The organism is Cryobacterium mannosilyticum (assembly GCF_004402705.1).
Classification (GTDB): domain Bacteria; phylum Actinomycetota; class Actinomycetes; order Actinomycetales; family Microbacteriaceae; genus Cryobacterium; species Cryobacterium mannosilyticum.
In genome coordinates, this window is sequence record NZ_SOFM01000017.1 from 1 (window position 1) to 16184 (window position 16184).

Consider the following 16184-nt stretch of genomic DNA (forward strand, 5'->3'; position numbering starts at 1 on the left):
CGAAGTCGACCCCGGCCAGATGCTCGGCGGCCGCCGCCCCGCCGTGCGCATCATCGTCACCCAGAAAGACCTCACCAACGCCACCCGAACTAACACCGGTGCCGGCGGCGGCACCAGCACCGGGAGCGGGAGTGCAGCCCAGGCACCGGCCGGCACATCCCCCTCAACACCATCAACACCATCAACACCCCACCTCACCGGGGCATCTGAAGCACCGGGAGCATCCGAGACGTCAGCAGGCCCCCGGCCTCTGCCGGCGGTCAGACCTGACACAGCAGCCCCCTCCACTCAACCCGGTCAACCCAGCCAACTCGACCTGTCCGGCCAACCCGACCAACCCGACCCGTCCCGCGAACCCGGCCAACCCGGCCAGCCCGGCCAGCCCAGCCAGTCCGGCGAACCCGGCGAACCCGGCCAGCCGGGACAACCGGGGACGGCCGTGGTCCTCGCGGCCGGGCACGGGTCCATCGAGGGCAGTCCCGCTCCGATCTCCCTGGCCACCGTCGAACGGCAACTCTGCGACACCGGCTACCTCGGAATCCTCTTCGACAACACGGGCCAACCCATCGACATTGGCAGGGAACAACGTCTCTTCACTCCGGCTCAACGCACCGCCCTGGGCGCCCGCGACGGCGGCTGCATCTGGCCCGAGTGCGACCGGCCACCAGCCTGGACCGAAGCCCACCACCTCAAGGAGTGGCTCCTCGAACACGGCTACACCGACCTCGCCGACGGAGTCTGCCTCTGCCACCCCCACCACCTGCTCCTCCACAACACGGGCTGGATCATCCTCCGGGGCGGCGACCNTCATCCTCCGGGGCGGCGACCAGTACTGGCTGAAGCCACCGGTCACAGTCGACCCGGCACAAACGCTCATCCCCCTCCCCAGCAAGACCCACCGCCAACTCGACCCGGGCACGCCCACCCAGGACCGGGACACAGAATGACCGGGACATCCACCTTGGTCTCGGCGCGCTCGGCCACCGGATTTCGAGGGGCAGAGTCTGGTCACGTGAGTCTGGAACTTCGACGAAGGACGCTAAATTGGGCAGGGTGACCAGAGACCTGACTGATGATGCGGCCGGCTTCCTGACCGAACGCCACCTTGGCGTACTGTCGACCCTCGGGCTGCGCGGCGGCATCCATTCCGTGCCGGTCGGCTTCACCCTCGATGGCGGCGTCGTGCGCATCATCACCTCCGACGGCACCCAGAAGGTGCGCAATGTGGAGCGCGGCGGCCAGGCCACGGTCGCCCAGGTCGACGGGCGCCGCTGGATCTCGTTCGCCGGCCCCGCTCGAATTGACCGCGACCCGGCTGCCGTAGCCCGGGCGGTCGAACTCTACGCCGCGCGCTACCAGCAGCCGCGTGTCAACCCGACCCGGGTCGTGATCGAAATCGTGGTTGACCAGGTGATGGGTTCGCCGCGAATGCGTCCGGCCGCCCCAACCGACGGCGGATGATGGTGTCATGAGCACACCGCGCGTGCGCTGGTTCGTCGGCACGGCCGTTGTGCTGCTGCTCGCCGTCGCCGCGGCAGCACTGTGGCAGGCCGGCGGCCCGCGGGACGCGAGCCCGGTGAACCGGGCCGGACCGACGAACGCCCTGGCAGCCCCGGCCGCGCCGGTGCAACCCGGAGTGCAGCACATCACGGTGATCAACCTCGAGAACAAGGGCTACGACCAGACCTGGGGTTCCGGCTCGCCGGCTCCCTACCTCTCGTCCACCCTGCGCGACCAGGGAGTGCTCCTCACCCAGTACTTCGGGGTGGCCCACCACTCGCTGCCGAACTACATCGCGCAGATTTCGGGCCAGGGCCCGAACCCGCAGACCCAGTCCGACTGCCAGACCTACACCGCGTTCGACCAGACCGGCACGGCCGCGTTCGGCCAGGCCGTCGGCGAGGGCTGCGTCTACCCGGCCGGCGTGCCCACGGTGGCCGGCCAGCTCACCGGCACCGGCCGCACCTGGAAGGGATACTCGGAGGACATGGGGCAGTCCTGCCGGCATCCGGCGCCCGGGGACCGGGACGACACCCAGCGGGCCAGGCCCGGCGACCAGTATGCGGCCCGGCACAACCCGTTCGTCTACTTCGCCGGTATCACCGGCTCGCCGGACTGCGCCCGCAACGTGCTGGACCTTGACGCCCTGCCCGCCGCCCTGGCCGCCGTCGACAGCACCCCGAACCTCGCGATCATCACCCCGAACCTCTGCCACGACGGCCACGACGCGCCCTGCGTCGACGGAGAGGCCGGCGGCCTGGCCGGGGCCGACGGGTGGCTGCGGGACTGGGTGCCGCGCATCCTCGCCTCGCCCGCGTTCCGGCAGGACGGCATGCTCGTGATCACCTTCGACGAATCCGACAGTGTGGAATCCGACTCGACCGCCTGCTGCGGCGAGTCTGCCGGGCCGAACGCGGACCGGCCCGGCATTGACGGCCCCGGCGGTGGCCGGGTCGGCGCCCTCGTGCTCTCCCCGTTCATCTCGGGAGGCACCGAATCGAACACGCCCTACAACCACTACAGCCTCCTAGCGAGCATCGAGGATGCCTTCGGCCTGCCCTACCTCGGCTACGCCTCCGCACCGGGGCTGGCCCGGTTCGGGGCGGATGTCTTCCGCATCGCGCCCTGACCGCCACGCCCCGGCCTATGCCCGATTGCCGGATTGCTCTGTAATATTGGCCGCTGGGGGAATACCGCGATGGCAGTAAGCAGGACCAGCATGCGGCAGCGTTTCGCCGCACAGTTCATTATCGAGAAGCTCCTCCGCGAGCAGGAAACCAAGCCGCCGCGCGGCAGGCTGGACCGATTCCTCGGCCGCACGCCGCTCGCCGCCGCCAGCGTGGGCTGGTACGACGGCGCCGAGGGCGAGATCGAGGTCGGCGCGAAGCTGGCCACGCTGCCGCCGGAGTGGGCTGTGTTCCACGCCCTGCCGATCGGTGGCCATGGCTGGGACATCGACCACGTGCTGGTCGGCCCAGGAGGGGTCGTCACCATCAACACCAAGCAGCACCGCGGCCAGCACGTCTCGGTGGAGCGGCGCACGGTGCTCATCGGGGAACGCTCCGTGCCCTACATCCGACACGCCCGGTTCGAGGCCGAGCGCATCACACTGCTTGTTCAGGGCCGGCGCCCGCTGGCCGACCCCGTGCACCCGGCGGTCGTGTTCGTCAACCCGCGCTCGCTGCGCTACCGGAGCCTCCCCGACGACGTGAAGGTCCTCGACGCCCGCCACCTGGTCGAGTGGCTGACCGGACTTCCGGTCGTCCTGGGGCCGGCCGCGCGCCTCGGGATCATCGAGGTGCTCGACAACCCGCAGATGTGGGAGGGGCTGTCCGTCGACGGCGGCGCCGGGCTGATGGAACGCTTCACCGCCCTCGAGGCGGAGGTGCGTGCGGCCCGGCTGCAACGCCGGGTGCTCTGCCCGCTCGAGCTCGCCCTGGGCGGTGCCGTGTCCGCCGGCCTGATCGCCGTGCTCGCCGGCCTGATCGGCACCCTGTTCGGCGGCTGACACTGAGCAGAATGCACCGCATACACCGCGAATATTAACGGCTGGGGCAATTCTCCCAGCCGTCAGGCGTACCCTCGACATACGGTCCGTCACGAAGGCCGGGAGGGGAGCCAGTGGTGTACACCCGTGTGGAATCAAGCACCGCGGTACAGAAGTTGGCGATCGGACTGCACGATTCCGCCAGGGATCGGCCGTGGGTCGTCGTTTCGTCACCGTTCGGTACGAGCGTGCCCGAAATCGGGATCGACCAGCTGTCGACCCAGATCGGAGACGTGGCCAAGGTCTTCCTGATCGAGACCGGCGAGCTCACCCGCCAGCTCGGCGACCTGCTGCCGCCGCAGTTCCAGGTCTACGGCAGCGCCGGCCGCTCCTACCCGATCGGCCCGGACGCGTTCGCCGACCTGTCCCGTTCCCGCCTCCGGTTCACGCACGGCGACCCGCAGCACGCCACCGACCAGCTGGTGACGGATGCCCTCGCCCACGCTCACCAGGCCGGCCTCTTCGCACTCGCCCCGGCATCCGTCATCACCGTCACCGGCACCGTCAAGGGTTTCCTGCTCGGCGGCTCCCGCGCCCTCGTCGAACTCGACGACGGCGGGATGGCCACCGTGTGGCAGGAACTCACCTACCCGCCCGTGCCGCTGGACTGGACCCTCGTGCCCGGCCAGCGCGTGCAGGGTGCCCTCGACGCGCCCACCCACCGGCTCAACGTGGAGGTCAAGCCGCCGACCAACGCGGCGATCGCCACGCGTTTCCCGAACGGCAGCATCACCCTCGCCCTCGTGCAGAAGGTCAGCGCGCAACGCGCCGTGCTCGCCCTGCACCCGCACCTCTCCCTCACCATCACCCGCGCCGACATCTCCCCGAACCCGCTGGACAAGGTCGACGCCCTCCTCTCCGAGGGCGACGTGGTGGCCGCGCGGGTCATCCACCTGCCCAGCGGGGCCCTGCACCTGTGTCTGAGCGACGTCGACGACGACGAGCCCGTGCTGCCGCCGCTCTCCGCCGTGCGCAACGGACCACCCTGGCTGCGCGAGAACCGTCCGTTGCTGCCGGTCGTGGAGGACGACGAGCACGCCGACGAGCCCGTGCTCGAGCCTGCCTCGGCGCAGAGCCCGGTTGAGTACGCGCGGGCGCAGGCGGCCTCCGAACTGGCCGAGACCTCCCAGGCCGAGCTGGTCGCCCTCGCCGCGATGGCCCACCTCGACGAGTCGTTCCGTCCGCCGCGCCCGTCTCCCGGACCGGGCCGCAGCCACGCGATTCGCCACCCGACCGCGCCGGCGATCCCGTTCCGGGTCGCGCCGACGCCGGCCCAGCCCGCCCAGCCGCACTCCGCCCTGCAGTCAACCCAGCTCTCCCTCGCCGAGGCGAAGGCGCGCATCACCCGGCTCGAGGCCCAACTCGTCGAGGCCGGCGCGACCGACTCCGACCTGGCCAAGCTGCGTGAGCAGGCGCGTTCGGCGCAGCTGCAGCTGCGCGACGCCCTCGTCGAGCTCGGAACGCTCCGCCACACCGTCGCCGAACTGCGCGACGAGCAACGCACCCAGAAGCGGATGCTGCGTGAGTCCCGCCGCACCGTCGCCGCGCCCCCTGCCTCCAGCGAATACGAAACCCGGCGCGCGCAGTGGGAGGACGCCTCCGGCTGGGTGCGCCACGAGATCCTGCTCGCCTGGGTCGACCGGGTACCCGAATCCGACCGGGAGGAATGGCCGCTCCCGCACAGCTACGTGCTCAGCGACCGCTTCGCGGACTCGCTGTCCGGGCTCGACGACGGCCAGCTGGCCAAGGCGTTCAAGGCATCCGTCGACGTGCTGACCGGGCGGGTGAAGACCCTCACCGGGCGGCACCTGCACGCGCTGCGCCAGGGCGCCGGCGCGGCCGACCCGCACCTGCTGCGCTGGGACGGCGCCCGGTGCATGCGCGTCTCGATTGAGCAGAACACGCCGGCCGCCCGCCGGATGCACTTCTGGCAGAAGCCCGACGGCGGGATCGAACTGATCCGCATCGTCACCCACGACGACATGGAGGCTTAGGCCGTATCGTCGTCAGCATGCCCCATTCGCTTCGCCCGCTGCTCCCGCACGATTCCGCCCAGGTTCTGCGGCTGAACAACGCTGCCGTCCCGGCGGTGAACTCCCTCGACGAGGCGAGCCTCGCCGCGCTGCTCGCCGAGTGCGCGCTCGCCGTGGTGGTCACCACGGATGCCGCGCCCGAGCACGTGCTCGGCTTCGCCATCGTCTTCGCCGCGGACGCCGACTACGCCAGTGAGAACTACCGCTGGTTCGCGGAACGGTCCCGTGAGTTCCTCTACGTGGACCGCATCGTGGTGGCCGACGGGGCCCGCGGCCAGGGGCTGGGCGAGGTGCTGTACCGATCGATCTTCGACTCGGCCGAGGCATCGGCGGCCGTCGTCGTGTTCTGCGAGGTCAACCTCGAACCACCGAACCCGGGGTCGCTGGCGTTCCACTCCCGCCTCGGTTTCGCCCAGATCGGCCAACAGTCCACCAAGAACGACACCGTCGTGGTGGCGCTCCTGGCCGCCTCGGTCGGGGAGTTCGCCGACCGCTGACCGGGCGTCACTCGAGCACGGCCAAAGCCTTCCCACACTTCGCGGCCAGGTGCTCCCGCACGTTGACGTCCAGTTGCGCCACCCGCCACGGCTCGAGATTGTCGGCGATATCGGCGCGCTTCACGGCGAGGGCGATCGGGTTGGCGCGGATGCCGGCGTAGTAGTCGGCGTCGCTCACGGCATCCGTTCGGGTGAGCAGTTCGACCGCGGCGACGACGCCGCCGGGGATGCCGGCGGCCAGCAGATCGCTGGGGGAGACATCCGTGTCCTCGAGCACGTCGTGCAGCCAGGCGGTCGCCTGCCCCAGCGGGTCGGCGAGACGTTCGGCGACCCGGCGGGGGTGATCGATGTAGGCGGCACCCAGCTTGTCGACCTGGCCGCGGTGAGCGGCCGTGGCGATGGACCGGGCGGTGGCGACGAACGGTGCGACTGCTGTGCCTGGCATGATGATCCCCCTGGGGTAGTGCGATCGAGAGTGAGTGCACGGCCGGCCGGACGTGGAGTCCAGTGGGCGCCTGCTCGGCACACGGTAGCGCGCCCCCGTGAACGGGGGGAGTATCCATGAGAAAACCGGCAAAACAACCCCTTTCGTGCACCCCGCACTGGGGGTACATTCCGCGACGTCGTCGGGGTCGGATCCGGCCCCGGGCTGCTAGGTTCGAACCAGGTGGTCATCCGACCACCGGCGAGACGGTTCATACGTCTTTCGCAAGGGCACACCCGTTGAGAAACGGGGTCGCAAAGGCACGGGACCTTCGGGTCAGCCGGCCTACCGAATGAATAGGGCCGAAGCAGATGAGCTTTCCATTCCTGGAGACCGACGCCCGCGTCGAGTCCGATGGTCTGACGCAGCCTGATGCCACCCTGACTGTGCCCGCAGTCGACAGCCCCGTTGCGACGGCGGCCGTCACCCCACAAACTCCATCAATCCGTCGTCGACTTGGGTAAGCAGACGACGGACTGAGGGAAGTCAGGTCGACCTTCGGGTGGCCGCCCTGACGCGGAATTGCGATGGGGGACCGATTCGGGTTCGGTCCCCCCTCGCATTCACCGCACGGCAGGGTCGCGGCCGGGCGAAATACTTCGCCATGCACGTTCGCATATGCCGTTTGACACACACTCAGCACTAGAAAGACCGGTAGTAAACCATGGCCAGGAAACCATTCGGCCGCCTTCGGAAGCTACCGCGTCGCCTGGGAGTGCAGCTGGCGGCCGCAATGCTCGCAGTCTCCGTGCCGCTGGTCATCATCTCGACGGTCGTGCTCACCACGGACTCGGCGGCGAGCCTGACCGCGGCGGCGGAAAACAAGGGCGTCACCGTCGCCACGGCGGTCGGCCTGCGGCTGGAAGACTGGATTAGGGAACGCAAGGGCGACCTGTCGGTCGTCGCAGCGTCGGCCGGTGACTTGGACAGCTCCGTGCTCGCGACTCGCCTGGCCAAGATCGACGAGGCATTCGGCAGCTACACCCTGATCGAGATCACTGACGTGGACGGTAAGGTTCTCTCCTCCAGCCGCCCAGGCGTCGCCCTCGACCCGACCGGGCAGGACTGGTTCCGTTCGGCCGTCGCCGGCGAGACCGTCTTCACCCCCCTGACCCTTCAGGGCGACCGGCTGCACTGGGTGCTCGCCCAGCCGCTGCTCGCCGACGACGGCTCGGTACGCGCCGTCTTGATCGCCAACCTCGACCCGACCGCCCTGAGCAAGCTGCTCAACCGTGACCTGGGCAAGGGCGTCGAGGTCGTCGCGGTCGACTCACTCCACCGATTGATCTACAGCACGGAAACCATGGGTGACGCGACGGAGCAGTCCGCGCTGCTGGCCGGCGGGATGCTCACGACCATCGTCGACAGCGAACCGGTCGCACAGGCGGCTCGCACCGGCAAGCCCGGCAGCGCCCGTTTCATTGACGAGGACGGACACGACGCCATCGGTGGCTACGACATCGTCGAAGGCCTGAACTGGGTGCTCATAGTGAAAGAAGACGCGAGCGCGGTGCTCGCCCCCGTGGAGAAACAGGTGCAGCGGTCGATTCTCCTGGCGGCCGTCGGCGTGCTCTTCGCCGTGCTCGCATCCAGCCTGATGGCCTGGAGTGCCGCCCGGCCGGTGCGCAAGCTCACTGCGGTCGCCCGTCGGGTCACCCGCGGAGACCTGCTGGCGCGCGCCGTGCCCACCGGGCCGACCGAGATGGTGGTGCTCGCCGACTCGCTCAACGCCATGCTTAACACCAGCCAGGAACTCATCGCCCGGCTGGAAGGCGCCGGGGTCGAGGTGAATTCCGCGGCCACCGAACTGTCGGCATCTTCCGACGAGCTCGCCGCGATCACCACCCAGCAGAGCGCCGCGGTCACGCAGGCCACCGCCACCACCGAGGAGTTGGCGCGGTCGTCGGTGGCGATCGCCGACACCGTTGACGATGTCGCCCGCCAAACCGCTGACACCCGGCGAAATCTCGAACAGGCCGAGGCCGACATCCTCGTCTCGAGCGAACGTACGCTGGCCCTGGCCAACCGGGTGAAGGACATCGAGTCGCTCCTGGTGCTGATCAACGACATCGCCGACCAGACCAACCTGCTCGCCCTCAACGCCGCGATCGAAGCGGCCAGGGCCGGCGAGCACGGCCGCGGTTTCGCGGTCGTCGCCGACGAGGTGCGGCGCCTGGCCGAACGGTCCAAGTCCAGCGCCGGCGACATTGCCGAGATCGTCAGCGCGGTGCAGCATGAAACCAACGCGACCGTGATGGCGATGGAAAAGGGCGCCAAGCAGATGCAGCAGGGTCTGCTCCAGCTCGAAGCGGTGACGGATGCCAACGGTCAGGTCAGCCTGACCACCCAGCAGCAGCGAAGTGCCACCGCGCAGGTCGTGGAAACCATGGAACAGCTCGCCGACGCCAGCCGGCAGATCTCGATCACCGCCCGCCAGATCGCGGCCTCGGCCGGCGACCTTGCGGACCTGGCCCACAACCTCGAAGCCACCGCCGGTGCAGGCAACGGAGAGCGATGACGCAAGCGCACGTTGTGCTGGTTCCCGTGGGGGAGGACCTCTTCGCCGTGTCGATCGACCGGGTGAGCCAGGTGGTCGCCGCGCCATCGCTCACCCGACTGGTCACCGCGCCTTCGCACGTGCTCGGCCTGTTCAACCTGCGTGGGCAGATCGTCCCGCTGCTCGACACGGCTGCGCTTCTCGGCCTGCCCGCTGGGCAACCTCCGATGTTCGCGGTCGTGCTGCAGTCCAGGCAGGGCCTGGTCGCCCTCACCGCGACCGCATTTCCTCGTCGGGCCGGCCTCGGTGACCCGGTCGGTCCGTCCGACCTGCCGGGCACTGCGGGCACCTACCGGGTGGAGGAGAGCGTCGTCGTGCGGCTCGACCCCGACCTTCTCCTGGCCAGGGACCGCCCGCTGCGTGCCGGTGAGAATTCCGTGCCGGTTCGCCCGCCTGTCGGAGCGATCGAGCCTGTGGGCGCCATCACCCGGTCCGGGTCGGCCGGATGAGCATCCTGGGCATCGACCAGATCCGTGCGCTGTTCGCCCAGGAGGCCGAGGTACGCCTCGCCGAGCTTGACCGGTTACTGCTCCTGCTCGAGCAGCAGGACGGTGACGAAGCCCTGATCCGGGCCATCTTCCGCGAATTGCACACGCTCAAGGGCTCCGCGGCCGTCGCCGGCCTGGACGGCGTGAGCCAGCTGGCGCACGAGCTCGAGGAACTCGTCGGCGGGATCCGCTCCGGCACCCTGGCGGTCACGCCCGCGATCATCGACGCGCTCCTTGCCGGCGCCGACCAGCTTGGCAGCATCATCGCGGGCAACCCGGCCGGCGAGGCCTGCACCGAAGCCGGCGACGAGGCCGGCGACGAGGCCGGCGACGAGGCCGGCGACGAGCCGGTCGTCGCCGTCATGGTCATCGACGAGAGTGCGACGCCGGTGACCGCTGTCGATCCGTCCCCACGGGTTCCGATGGGCGTGGAAACTGCCACCGGCCCCGAGCCCGGCGGCGTGGTGATGGTGCCGATGGACCGGCTCGACGAACTCGTGCGCCTGATCGGGGAATCGGCATCTGCCCACCTTCGGATGGGCAGCATGCTGATGGAGAAATTCGGCCTCGATCCGACTCTGAACCCGGAATTCAACGAACTGTCGCGCACGCTCAACGAGCTGCAGGAACGGGCCATGCGCACCCGGATGGTGCCGCTGTCCACCATCACCGACAAGCTCCAGCGTGCCGTGCGCGACCTGGCCCGGGCACAGGGCAAGACCATCCGCTGGGAGGTGCGCGGGGCGGACACCGAGCTGGACCGTGGCATGCTCGTTGCGCTCTCCGACTCCCTGCTGCACCTGGTGCGGAACGCCGTCGACCACGGGATCGAACCCGACGTGGTGCGCGCCGCGGCAGGCAAACCGGTGGGCGGCACCATCCGGCTGCACGCCATGCAACTCGGCTCCGAAGTGATCGTGGCGATCACCGACGACGGTGGCGGGATCGACACTTCGCGGGTCCGGGCGCAGGCCGAGGGCCAGGGCGTCGACACGTCACGGCTGAGCGACGAAGACGTCCAGCAGCTGATCTTCCGGGCCGGGCTGTCGACGACGGCGTTCGTCACGGACGTGTCGGGGCGCGGCGTCGGCCTCGACGTCGTTCGCACCACTGTGGAGGCCGCCCACGGCAGGGTCGAGGTGCGCTCGGAGCCGGGCCGGGGCACCGAGTTCCGCGTCATCGTGCCGATCACCCTGGCCGTGCTCCGGTGCCTCCTGGTGGAATCCGGCGGTCAGCGCTTCGCCCTGCCCTTCCACAGGGTCGTGCTCTCCCAGCGCTTCGACGAAACACGGCAGACCAGTGCCGAAGGACGAACGGTGATCTGGGTGGAGGACCAGCCGGTTCCGGTGTCGGCCCTCGCGGGCACCCTCGGCATCTGCGGCGGCTCCACGGACGGCCCGATCGTGGTGCTGGCCGACACCGCCCGGCGGCACGGCTTCCAGGTCGACCGGCTGGTCGGCCAGCGGGACGTGGTGATCAAGGGGCTCAGCACCCTCCTGCCGCACCTGCCCGCGGTCGCCGGGGCCAGCGTCGAGCCCGACGGCTCGATCCTGCTTGTGCTCGACCCGCCCGGGCTGATCCAGCGGGCGCGGCAGGCGACACGCGGCCAGGCTTCCCCTCGGCGTCCCACCGCGGATCCGACGAACGCCTGGCACGCCGCCGCGTCCGGCGAACGGACTTCGGCCGGATCATTGCAGCGCATCCTCGTCGTCGACGACGCGCTGACCGTCCGGGAGCTGCAGCGCAGCATCCTGGAGCGTGCCGGTTTCGACGTGCGCGTGGCCGTCGACGGCCTGGACGCGCTGGCGAAGCTCGCCGAGGGGCCCAGTGAGCTGATCCTCACCGACATCGAGATGCCGTTGATGGATGGCTTCGCGCTGACCGAGGCGGTGCGCGCGGCCCCGGACCTGACCAACATTCCGGTGTTGATCCTGAGCTCGCGCTCGAGCGAGGCCGACCGGCAGCGGGGGCTGGAGGCCGGCGCCGACGGCTTCATCCTCAAGAGCGGCTTTGACGAGGGAAGCCTGCTCCTCGCCGTGAACCGGCTGATCGGGGCGCGCCGATGATCGGGCCGGCAGCCGCGCCACGCTCCGGGAAATCGATCCGGGTGCTGATCATCGACGACCTGCCCACCGACCGCGCCCGCCTCGCCCGGACGCTGCAGAGCGACGGCGACATCGTCAGCCTCGGCCAGGTCGCAACCGGTCCGGCCGCCATCGGCCGGGTCGCCCGCGAACATCCCGACGTCATCCTCCTCGGTCTCTCCACGACCGACGGAAGCGGCCAGTCCCTGATCGAGCAGGTCATGGCGCACACGCCGACGCCGATCCTCGTGCTCTCCACCCAGATCGAGAACCGGCAATCGCCGGGCGCGGTCGACGCGCTCGTGGCCGGGGCCCTCGACGTGCTGCCGGCTCCCGTGCGGTGGACTCCCGACCTGGAGGCCGGGCTACGGCGCACAGTGCGCCAACTCAGCCGTGTGCAGACCATCCGCCACCCCCGGGGCGTGCTGGCCAGACCGCCCGGGGCCGTGCCGACCACCCCGTCCGGCCGTACCCGTCAGGCCGTTGTGGCCCTGGCGGCATCGACGGGCGGTCCGAAGGCGCTCGCCACGGTGCTGGCCGGGCTCGGCGGGCTGGCCGCCCCGGTGCTCGTGGTGCAGCACCTGCATCCGGACTTCACCGGCGGGCTCTTCGACTGGATGACCCGGGTCTCCGCGTTGCCGGTCGAGATAGCCGTCCACGACCAGGTCGCCCGCCCCGGGCGGGTCTACCTGGCCCCGGGCGGGCGGCACCTGCGACTGGGCGCCGGTCTTCGCCTCGTACTCGCGTCGACGCCGGTCACCATCCACCAGCCGTCCGCGAACGAACTCTTCCAGTCCGTCGCCCGAAACGCCGGTTCGGCCGGGGTCGGCGTGATCCTCACCGGGATGGGCGATGATGGCGCAGCGGGGCTGCTGGAGATGCACCGCGCCAACGGTCAGACCCTGGGCCAGGACGAGGAGTCCTGCGCAGTCTTCGGGATGCCGCGCGCGGCCTATCGCCTCGGCGCGGTCAGCGACCTGCTGTCGGTCGACCTGCTGGCGGCCGCGATCCTGCGCTGCGCGGCACGGGGGACGGCATGAACGGCCAGGGACTCGCGGGCATCGGGTCCGCCGGCACGGATGCCTCGACGCTCGTGACCGACGCCGTCGTCGACCGGGTGGCCGAGCTGCTGCGGTCGGCGGTCGGTTTGCGCGCCGAGCCGACCCTGCGCGGCCGGATGCGCCGGTGCATCCGTGACGAAATCGCCGACAACGGCACGGACTCCGAATCGTACCTGCGCGCGCTGACGGCTGGTTCCGCGCTGCGGCAGAGCCTGCTCAACCGCATCACGGTGCAGGAGACCGCCTTCTTCCGCCATCCGGAGCACTTCGCCCTGTTGGAGCGGGAGATCCTGCCCGCCACGCGCCGGCCGCTGTCGATCTGGAGCGCCGGGTGCGCCAACGGCCAGGAGGCGTACAGCCTGGCCATGCTGCTCGAGGAGCAGCGCATCACCGGCTCGATCATCGCCACCGACATCTCCACCTCGGCTCTCGCCCGCACGGATGCCGCCCTGTACTCGACCAGGGAGGTGAGCGGCCTGGCGCCCGCGCGCCTCGAGCGACACCTCAGTGCAGTGGGCGACGGCTGGGAGATCACGCCGGCGTTGCGCACCCGGGTGAGCACGATGCACCACAACCTGATCGGCCCGGTGCCCTCCCGGGTGCGGTCCTGCCAGATCGTCTTCTGTCGCAACGTGCTGATCTACTTCTCGCCCGAACACGCCCGGATCTTCCTCGACCGGGTGGCCCAGGCGATGCCGGCCGCCTGGTTGTTCCTCGGCTCGTCCGAGACGATCTGGGCGATCGGCGACCGCTACGAGACCGTGCGCTTCGGCGACACCTACGCGTATCGCCCGCTGCCCGGTTCCGGGACGCCGGCGGCGGTGCCGCGCTCCCTGCCAGCACCGTCACCCGAGGCGCCGTTCCGCGCGCACGCCCGGCCCACCCCCGACGCCGCGACTCCGGCCGACCACGACGAGGCTGCCATGATCGCCGGCCTGGCTCGCAGCGGTCAGACCGAGCTGGATGCCGGTCACAACGCCGCCGCGGTCGTCCTCTTCCGCAAATGGGCGTACCTGGCGCCGCAGGACAGCCTGGCCCACCTCCACCTCGGGCTCGCTCTCGAGGCCGCCGCCGATCCTGCCGCCGCGCACCGCGCGTTCAGCGCGGCCCGCCGGGCCCTGGACCTGGCAGACCCGGCCGAGGTCGAGCACGCGATCGACGGCTATTCGATCGCCGAACTCCACAAACTTCTCGACGCCAAACAGCAGGAGCCAACCCGATGACGACCATGGTGTGTTTCCGATCAGACGGGACGTCATATTGCCTGCCGGTCGAGGCGACGCGGGCGGTGCGCACGGCGGACGGGCTGGTCCCCGTGCCCGGATCCGGACCCGACATCGCCGGGGTGCTTCCCGGCGGCCCGCCCCTGACCGTGCTCTCCGCCCTCGGCGCAGGCGGCAGCCACGTGATCGTGATCGAGTCGCGCGGGGCATCCTTCGGCCTGCTCGTCGACTCCGTCTCCGGGCTGCGCGAGTTCGCCGACGACGAGGTCCGGCCCGCCCCGACCGGTCAGGGCCTGGCATTCATCTGCGGTCTGGTCGACTCGGGTGGCGAGCTCATCCTCGTCGCCGACCCCGAGGCTCTGGCGGCCCGCCTGTGATCAGCCCGGCCGTGACCGCCGCGACCGTGACAGCAGCGTCGGGCGCCACCACCGTGCTGATCACAGACGACTCGCTCGTCATTCGCGCCGTCGTGCGCTCCCACCTCGAGGCGGCCGGCTACCGAGTGGTCGAGGCCGTCGACGGCCGGGCCGCAATCGCCCACTGCCGCCAGACCCCGCCCGATGTGATCCTCCTCGACATCGAGATGCCCGGACTCGACGGCTACGAGGTGCTCGAGATGCTCAAGGCCGACCCGATGTTGATGGACCTGCCCGTCGTCTTCCTGACCACGCTGACTGATATGGACAATGTGCTTCGCGGTCTCCGCGGCGGCGCCCACGACTATCTCAAGAAGCCGTTCGAACCGGCCGAACTTGTGGCGCGCGTCGCCGCGGCCGCGCACGTCAAGAAGCTGCAGGACCAGCTCCGCCAGCGCAACGCCGAGCTGGACCTGCTCAGCCGTACGGATGCCCTCACCGGGCTGAGCAACCGGCGCCACCTCGAGTTCGTGCTCGCGCACTACCACGCCGATTCCATGCGTCATCAGGACCCGCTCAGCGTGCTCCTGCTCGACATCGATCACTTCAAGCGTGTCAACGACGGCTATGGGCACCCGGCCGGCGACGTGGTGCTCACCGAATTCGCCAGTCGTCTCCGGGCGGAACTGCGCGAGGGGGATGTCGCCGGTCGCTGGGGAGGGGAGGAATTCCTGGTCGTGCTCCCGCGCACCGATCTCGCGGGGGCGTTCGCCCTCGCCGAGCGCATCCGGCTCGCCGTCACGGCGACCCCGATGAACGCGGGCGGCGCCCTGATCCCGGTCACCGTGAGCGGCGGCTGTGCCGTGGGCCCGCTGGGAAACGCGGCCGAGCTGGTCGGCCGGGCGGACGCCCTGCTCTATACGGCGAAGGGCGACGGTCGCAACCGGATCGCGGCCGACGTTGCCGTGGCGTCCCTCGCCCCCTGATCCCGGCTCGCGTTTCGCGGTGCGACGCCGGCTACCCGGGGCCGCACGCGGCGAGATGCCGCCGCGCTCGGCCCCGGGCGCAGGTGCGCTAGTTCGCCGGTTCGGTGACCGTGTTGCTCTGCAGGGTCACCGCGGTCTGCGAGAGCAGCCGCCCGTTGATCGTTGCCCCCGTCTTCATCGCGATCAGCGTCTTGCCGAGGATGGTGCCCTCGAAGTGCGCCGTGGTGCCGATCGAGGTGGAGCCGGCGGTCTGCCAGAACACGTTCTTCGCCTGCACGCCGCCGGCGAGGGTGACGTTCTTCGCGGACGCCTCATCGAGGTTGCCGGAGATCTGGAAGATGAACACGTCGTCCGGTCCGCCGGAGAGGGTGACGTCGGTGGAGATGGTCACGTCGGTGTTCCACTTGTAGAGGCCGGGCAGGAGGGTGAGCCCGCCGATCTCGCCGGCGCCCAGGTCGACGAAGTCGGGGTTGACGCGCCCGGCCGCATCACCGTAGGCGATCCCCATGTCGCCGACGACCGTGGTAAGGAAGGACGGGGCGGTGACCTCGCACGGCGGTCCGGCGGCGTCGACCGAGAAGATGGTTCCGGTCTGCACTTCCGGGCAGGTGAGGAGGATGGCCGCGCCGGTGATCGGGCTGGCACCGACGTTTCCGTTGACGGCCGAGGCGTAGACATCCGTCACGCCGGTCTGCGAGAGGATGGCGAACGTGCCGGCGGTGCCGAGTTCGATCGGAGCCTGGGGGAGGCCGGTCGCCGAGGCCGACCCGGCGATGGCGGCGCTGCCGGCGCCGGCGACGGCGACGGCCAGGAGCAGTCCGAGCTGGGCCTTGCGGGTGGTGGTGAGATTCTGGAACTTCATTGCGGT

General features: G+C 70.3%; 14 protein-coding genes and 1 riboswitch. Of the genes, 12 read left to right on the top strand and 2 right to left on the bottom strand.

Annotated features, from left to right (window positions below):
- Positions 1-1053 precede the first annotated feature (1053 nt).
- The 5 genes from E3O32_RS06930 (at position 1054) to E3O32_RS06950 (ending at position 6077) form a co-directional block, all read left to right on the top strand.
- The gene (locus E3O32_RS06930; protein ID WP_338145185.1) at positions 1054-1461 is read left to right on the top strand and encodes a TIGR03618 family F420-dependent PPOX class oxidoreductase; all 408 of its coding nucleotides are present in this window, start codon (positions 1054-1056) and stop codon (positions 1459-1461) included.
- Positions 1462-1468: 7 nt separating this feature from the next.
- Positions 1469-2629 (top strand): alkaline phosphatase family protein, encoded by a 1161-nt coding sequence (locus E3O32_RS06935; RefSeq protein ID WP_134507990.1) that lies wholly within the window; start codon positions 1469-1471, stop codon positions 2627-2629.
- A 69-nt stretch (positions 2630-2698) separates the two neighbouring features.
- Positions 2699-3508, top strand: coding sequence for a nuclease-related domain-containing protein (locus E3O32_RS06940; RefSeq protein ID WP_134507992.1), 810 nt, complete (start codon positions 2699-2701; stop codon positions 3506-3508).
- 116 nt (positions 3509-3624) lie between these two features.
- Complete coding sequence (locus E3O32_RS06945) at positions 3625-5541, top strand: hypothetical protein (RefSeq protein WP_166788615.1); 1917 nt, start codon at positions 3625-3627, stop codon at positions 5539-5541.
- Positions 5542-5558: 17 nt separating this feature from the next.
- A complete protein-coding gene (locus E3O32_RS06950) occupies positions 5559-6077 on the top strand; it encodes a GNAT family N-acetyltransferase (protein WP_134507996.1) in 519 nt (172 codons plus the stop codon).
- 7 nt (positions 6078-6084) lie between these two features.
- Here the strand turns inward: E3O32_RS06950 and E3O32_RS06955 are convergent, their stop codons facing one another.
- Positions 6085-6522, bottom strand: a complete 438-nt coding sequence (locus E3O32_RS06955; protein WP_134507998.1) for a phosphohydrolase — start codon at positions 6520-6522, stop codon at positions 6085-6087.
- A gap of 258 nt (positions 6523-6780) precedes the next feature.
- Positions 6781-6854, top strand: a riboswitch (cyclic di-GMP riboswitch).
- Positions 6855-7294: 440 nt separating this feature from the next.
- Here E3O32_RS06955 and E3O32_RS06960 point away from each other — a divergent pair.
- The 7 genes from E3O32_RS06960 to E3O32_RS06990 are packed head-to-tail and all read left to right on the top strand — an operon-like array spanning position 7295 to position 15316.
- On the top strand, positions 7295-9079 hold the full coding sequence (locus E3O32_RS06960) for a methyl-accepting chemotaxis protein (RefSeq protein ID WP_166790798.1): 1785 nt from the start codon (positions 7295-7297) through the stop codon (positions 9077-9079).
- Positions 9076-9567 (top strand): chemotaxis protein CheW, encoded by a 492-nt coding sequence (locus E3O32_RS06965; protein WP_134508002.1) that lies wholly within the window; start codon positions 9076-9078, stop codon positions 9565-9567. The genes E3O32_RS06960 and E3O32_RS06965 overlap by 4 nt, the downstream gene beginning before the upstream one ends.
- Positions 9564-11672, top strand: a complete 2109-nt coding sequence (locus E3O32_RS06970; protein ID WP_134508004.1) for a hybrid sensor histidine kinase/response regulator — start codon at positions 9564-9566, stop codon at positions 11670-11672. The genes E3O32_RS06965 and E3O32_RS06970 overlap by 4 nt, the downstream gene beginning before the upstream one ends.
- Positions 11669-12730, top strand: coding sequence for a chemotaxis protein CheB (locus E3O32_RS06975; protein WP_134508006.1), 1062 nt, complete (start codon positions 11669-11671; stop codon positions 12728-12730). The genes E3O32_RS06970 and E3O32_RS06975 overlap by 4 nt, the downstream gene beginning before the upstream one ends.
- Entirely contained in the window at positions 12727-13974 is a 1248-nt protein-coding gene (locus E3O32_RS06980; RefSeq protein ID WP_134508008.1) for a CheR family methyltransferase, read from the top strand. The genes E3O32_RS06975 and E3O32_RS06980 overlap by 4 nt, the downstream gene beginning before the upstream one ends.
- Complete coding sequence (locus E3O32_RS17225; protein WP_166790799.1) at positions 13971-14351, top strand: chemotaxis protein CheW; 381 nt, start codon at positions 13971-13973, stop codon at positions 14349-14351. The genes E3O32_RS06980 and E3O32_RS17225 overlap by 4 nt, the downstream gene beginning before the upstream one ends.
- Positions 14352-14362: 11 nt before the next feature.
- The gene (locus E3O32_RS06990) at positions 14363-15316 is read left to right on the top strand and encodes a diguanylate cyclase (protein WP_166790800.1); all 954 of its coding nucleotides are present in this window, start codon (positions 14363-14365) and stop codon (positions 15314-15316) included.
- 88 nt (positions 15317-15404) lie between these two features.
- Here the strand turns inward: E3O32_RS06990 and E3O32_RS06995 are convergent, their stop codons facing one another.
- Positions 15405-16178, bottom strand: coding sequence for an ice-binding family protein (locus tag E3O32_RS06995; RefSeq protein WP_134508012.1), 774 nt, complete (start codon positions 16176-16178; stop codon positions 15405-15407).
- Between the last annotated feature and the right edge of the window lie 6 nt (positions 16179-16184).

What these genes read in the sequence shown, in the direction of transcription:
- E3O32_RS06935 (WP_134507990.1), top strand. Translation starts at nt 1,469, where the DNA reads ATGAGCACACCGCGCGTGCGCTGGTTCGTCGGCACGGCCGTTGTGCTG.
- E3O32_RS06940 (WP_134507992.1), top strand. Translation starts at nt 2,699, where the DNA reads ATGGCAGTAAGCAGGACCAGCATGCGGCAGCGTTTCGCCGCACAGTTC.
- E3O32_RS06950 (WP_134507996.1), top strand. Translation starts at nt 5,559, where the DNA reads ATGCCCCATTCGCTTCGCCCGCTGCTCCCGCACGATTCCGCCCAGGTT.
- E3O32_RS06955 (WP_134507998.1), bottom strand. Translation starts at nt 6,522, where the DNA reads ATGCCAGGCACAGCAGTCGCACCGTTCGTCGCCACCGCCCGGTCCATC.
- E3O32_RS06960 (WP_166790798.1), top strand. Translation starts at nt 7,295, where the DNA reads ATGCTCGCAGTCTCCGTGCCGCTGGTCATCATCTCGACGGTCGTGCTC.
- E3O32_RS06965 (WP_134508002.1), top strand. Translation starts at nt 9,076, where the DNA reads ATGACGCAAGCGCACGTTGTGCTGGTTCCCGTGGGGGAGGACCTCTTC.
- E3O32_RS06970 (WP_134508004.1), top strand. Translation starts at nt 9,564, where the DNA reads ATGAGCATCCTGGGCATCGACCAGATCCGTGCGCTGTTCGCCCAGGAG.
- E3O32_RS06975 (WP_134508006.1), top strand. Translation starts at nt 11,669, where the DNA reads ATGATCGGGCCGGCAGCCGCGCCACGCTCCGGGAAATCGATCCGGGTG.
- E3O32_RS06980 (WP_134508008.1), top strand. Translation starts at nt 12,727, where the DNA reads ATGAACGGCCAGGGACTCGCGGGCATCGGGTCCGCCGGCACGGATGCC.
- E3O32_RS17225 (WP_166790799.1), top strand. Translation starts at nt 13,971, where the DNA reads ATGACGACCATGGTGTGTTTCCGATCAGACGGGACGTCATATTGCCTG.
- E3O32_RS06995 (WP_134508012.1), bottom strand. Translation starts at nt 16,178, where the DNA reads ATGAAGTTCCAGAATCTCACCACCACCCGCAAGGCCCAGCTCGGACTG.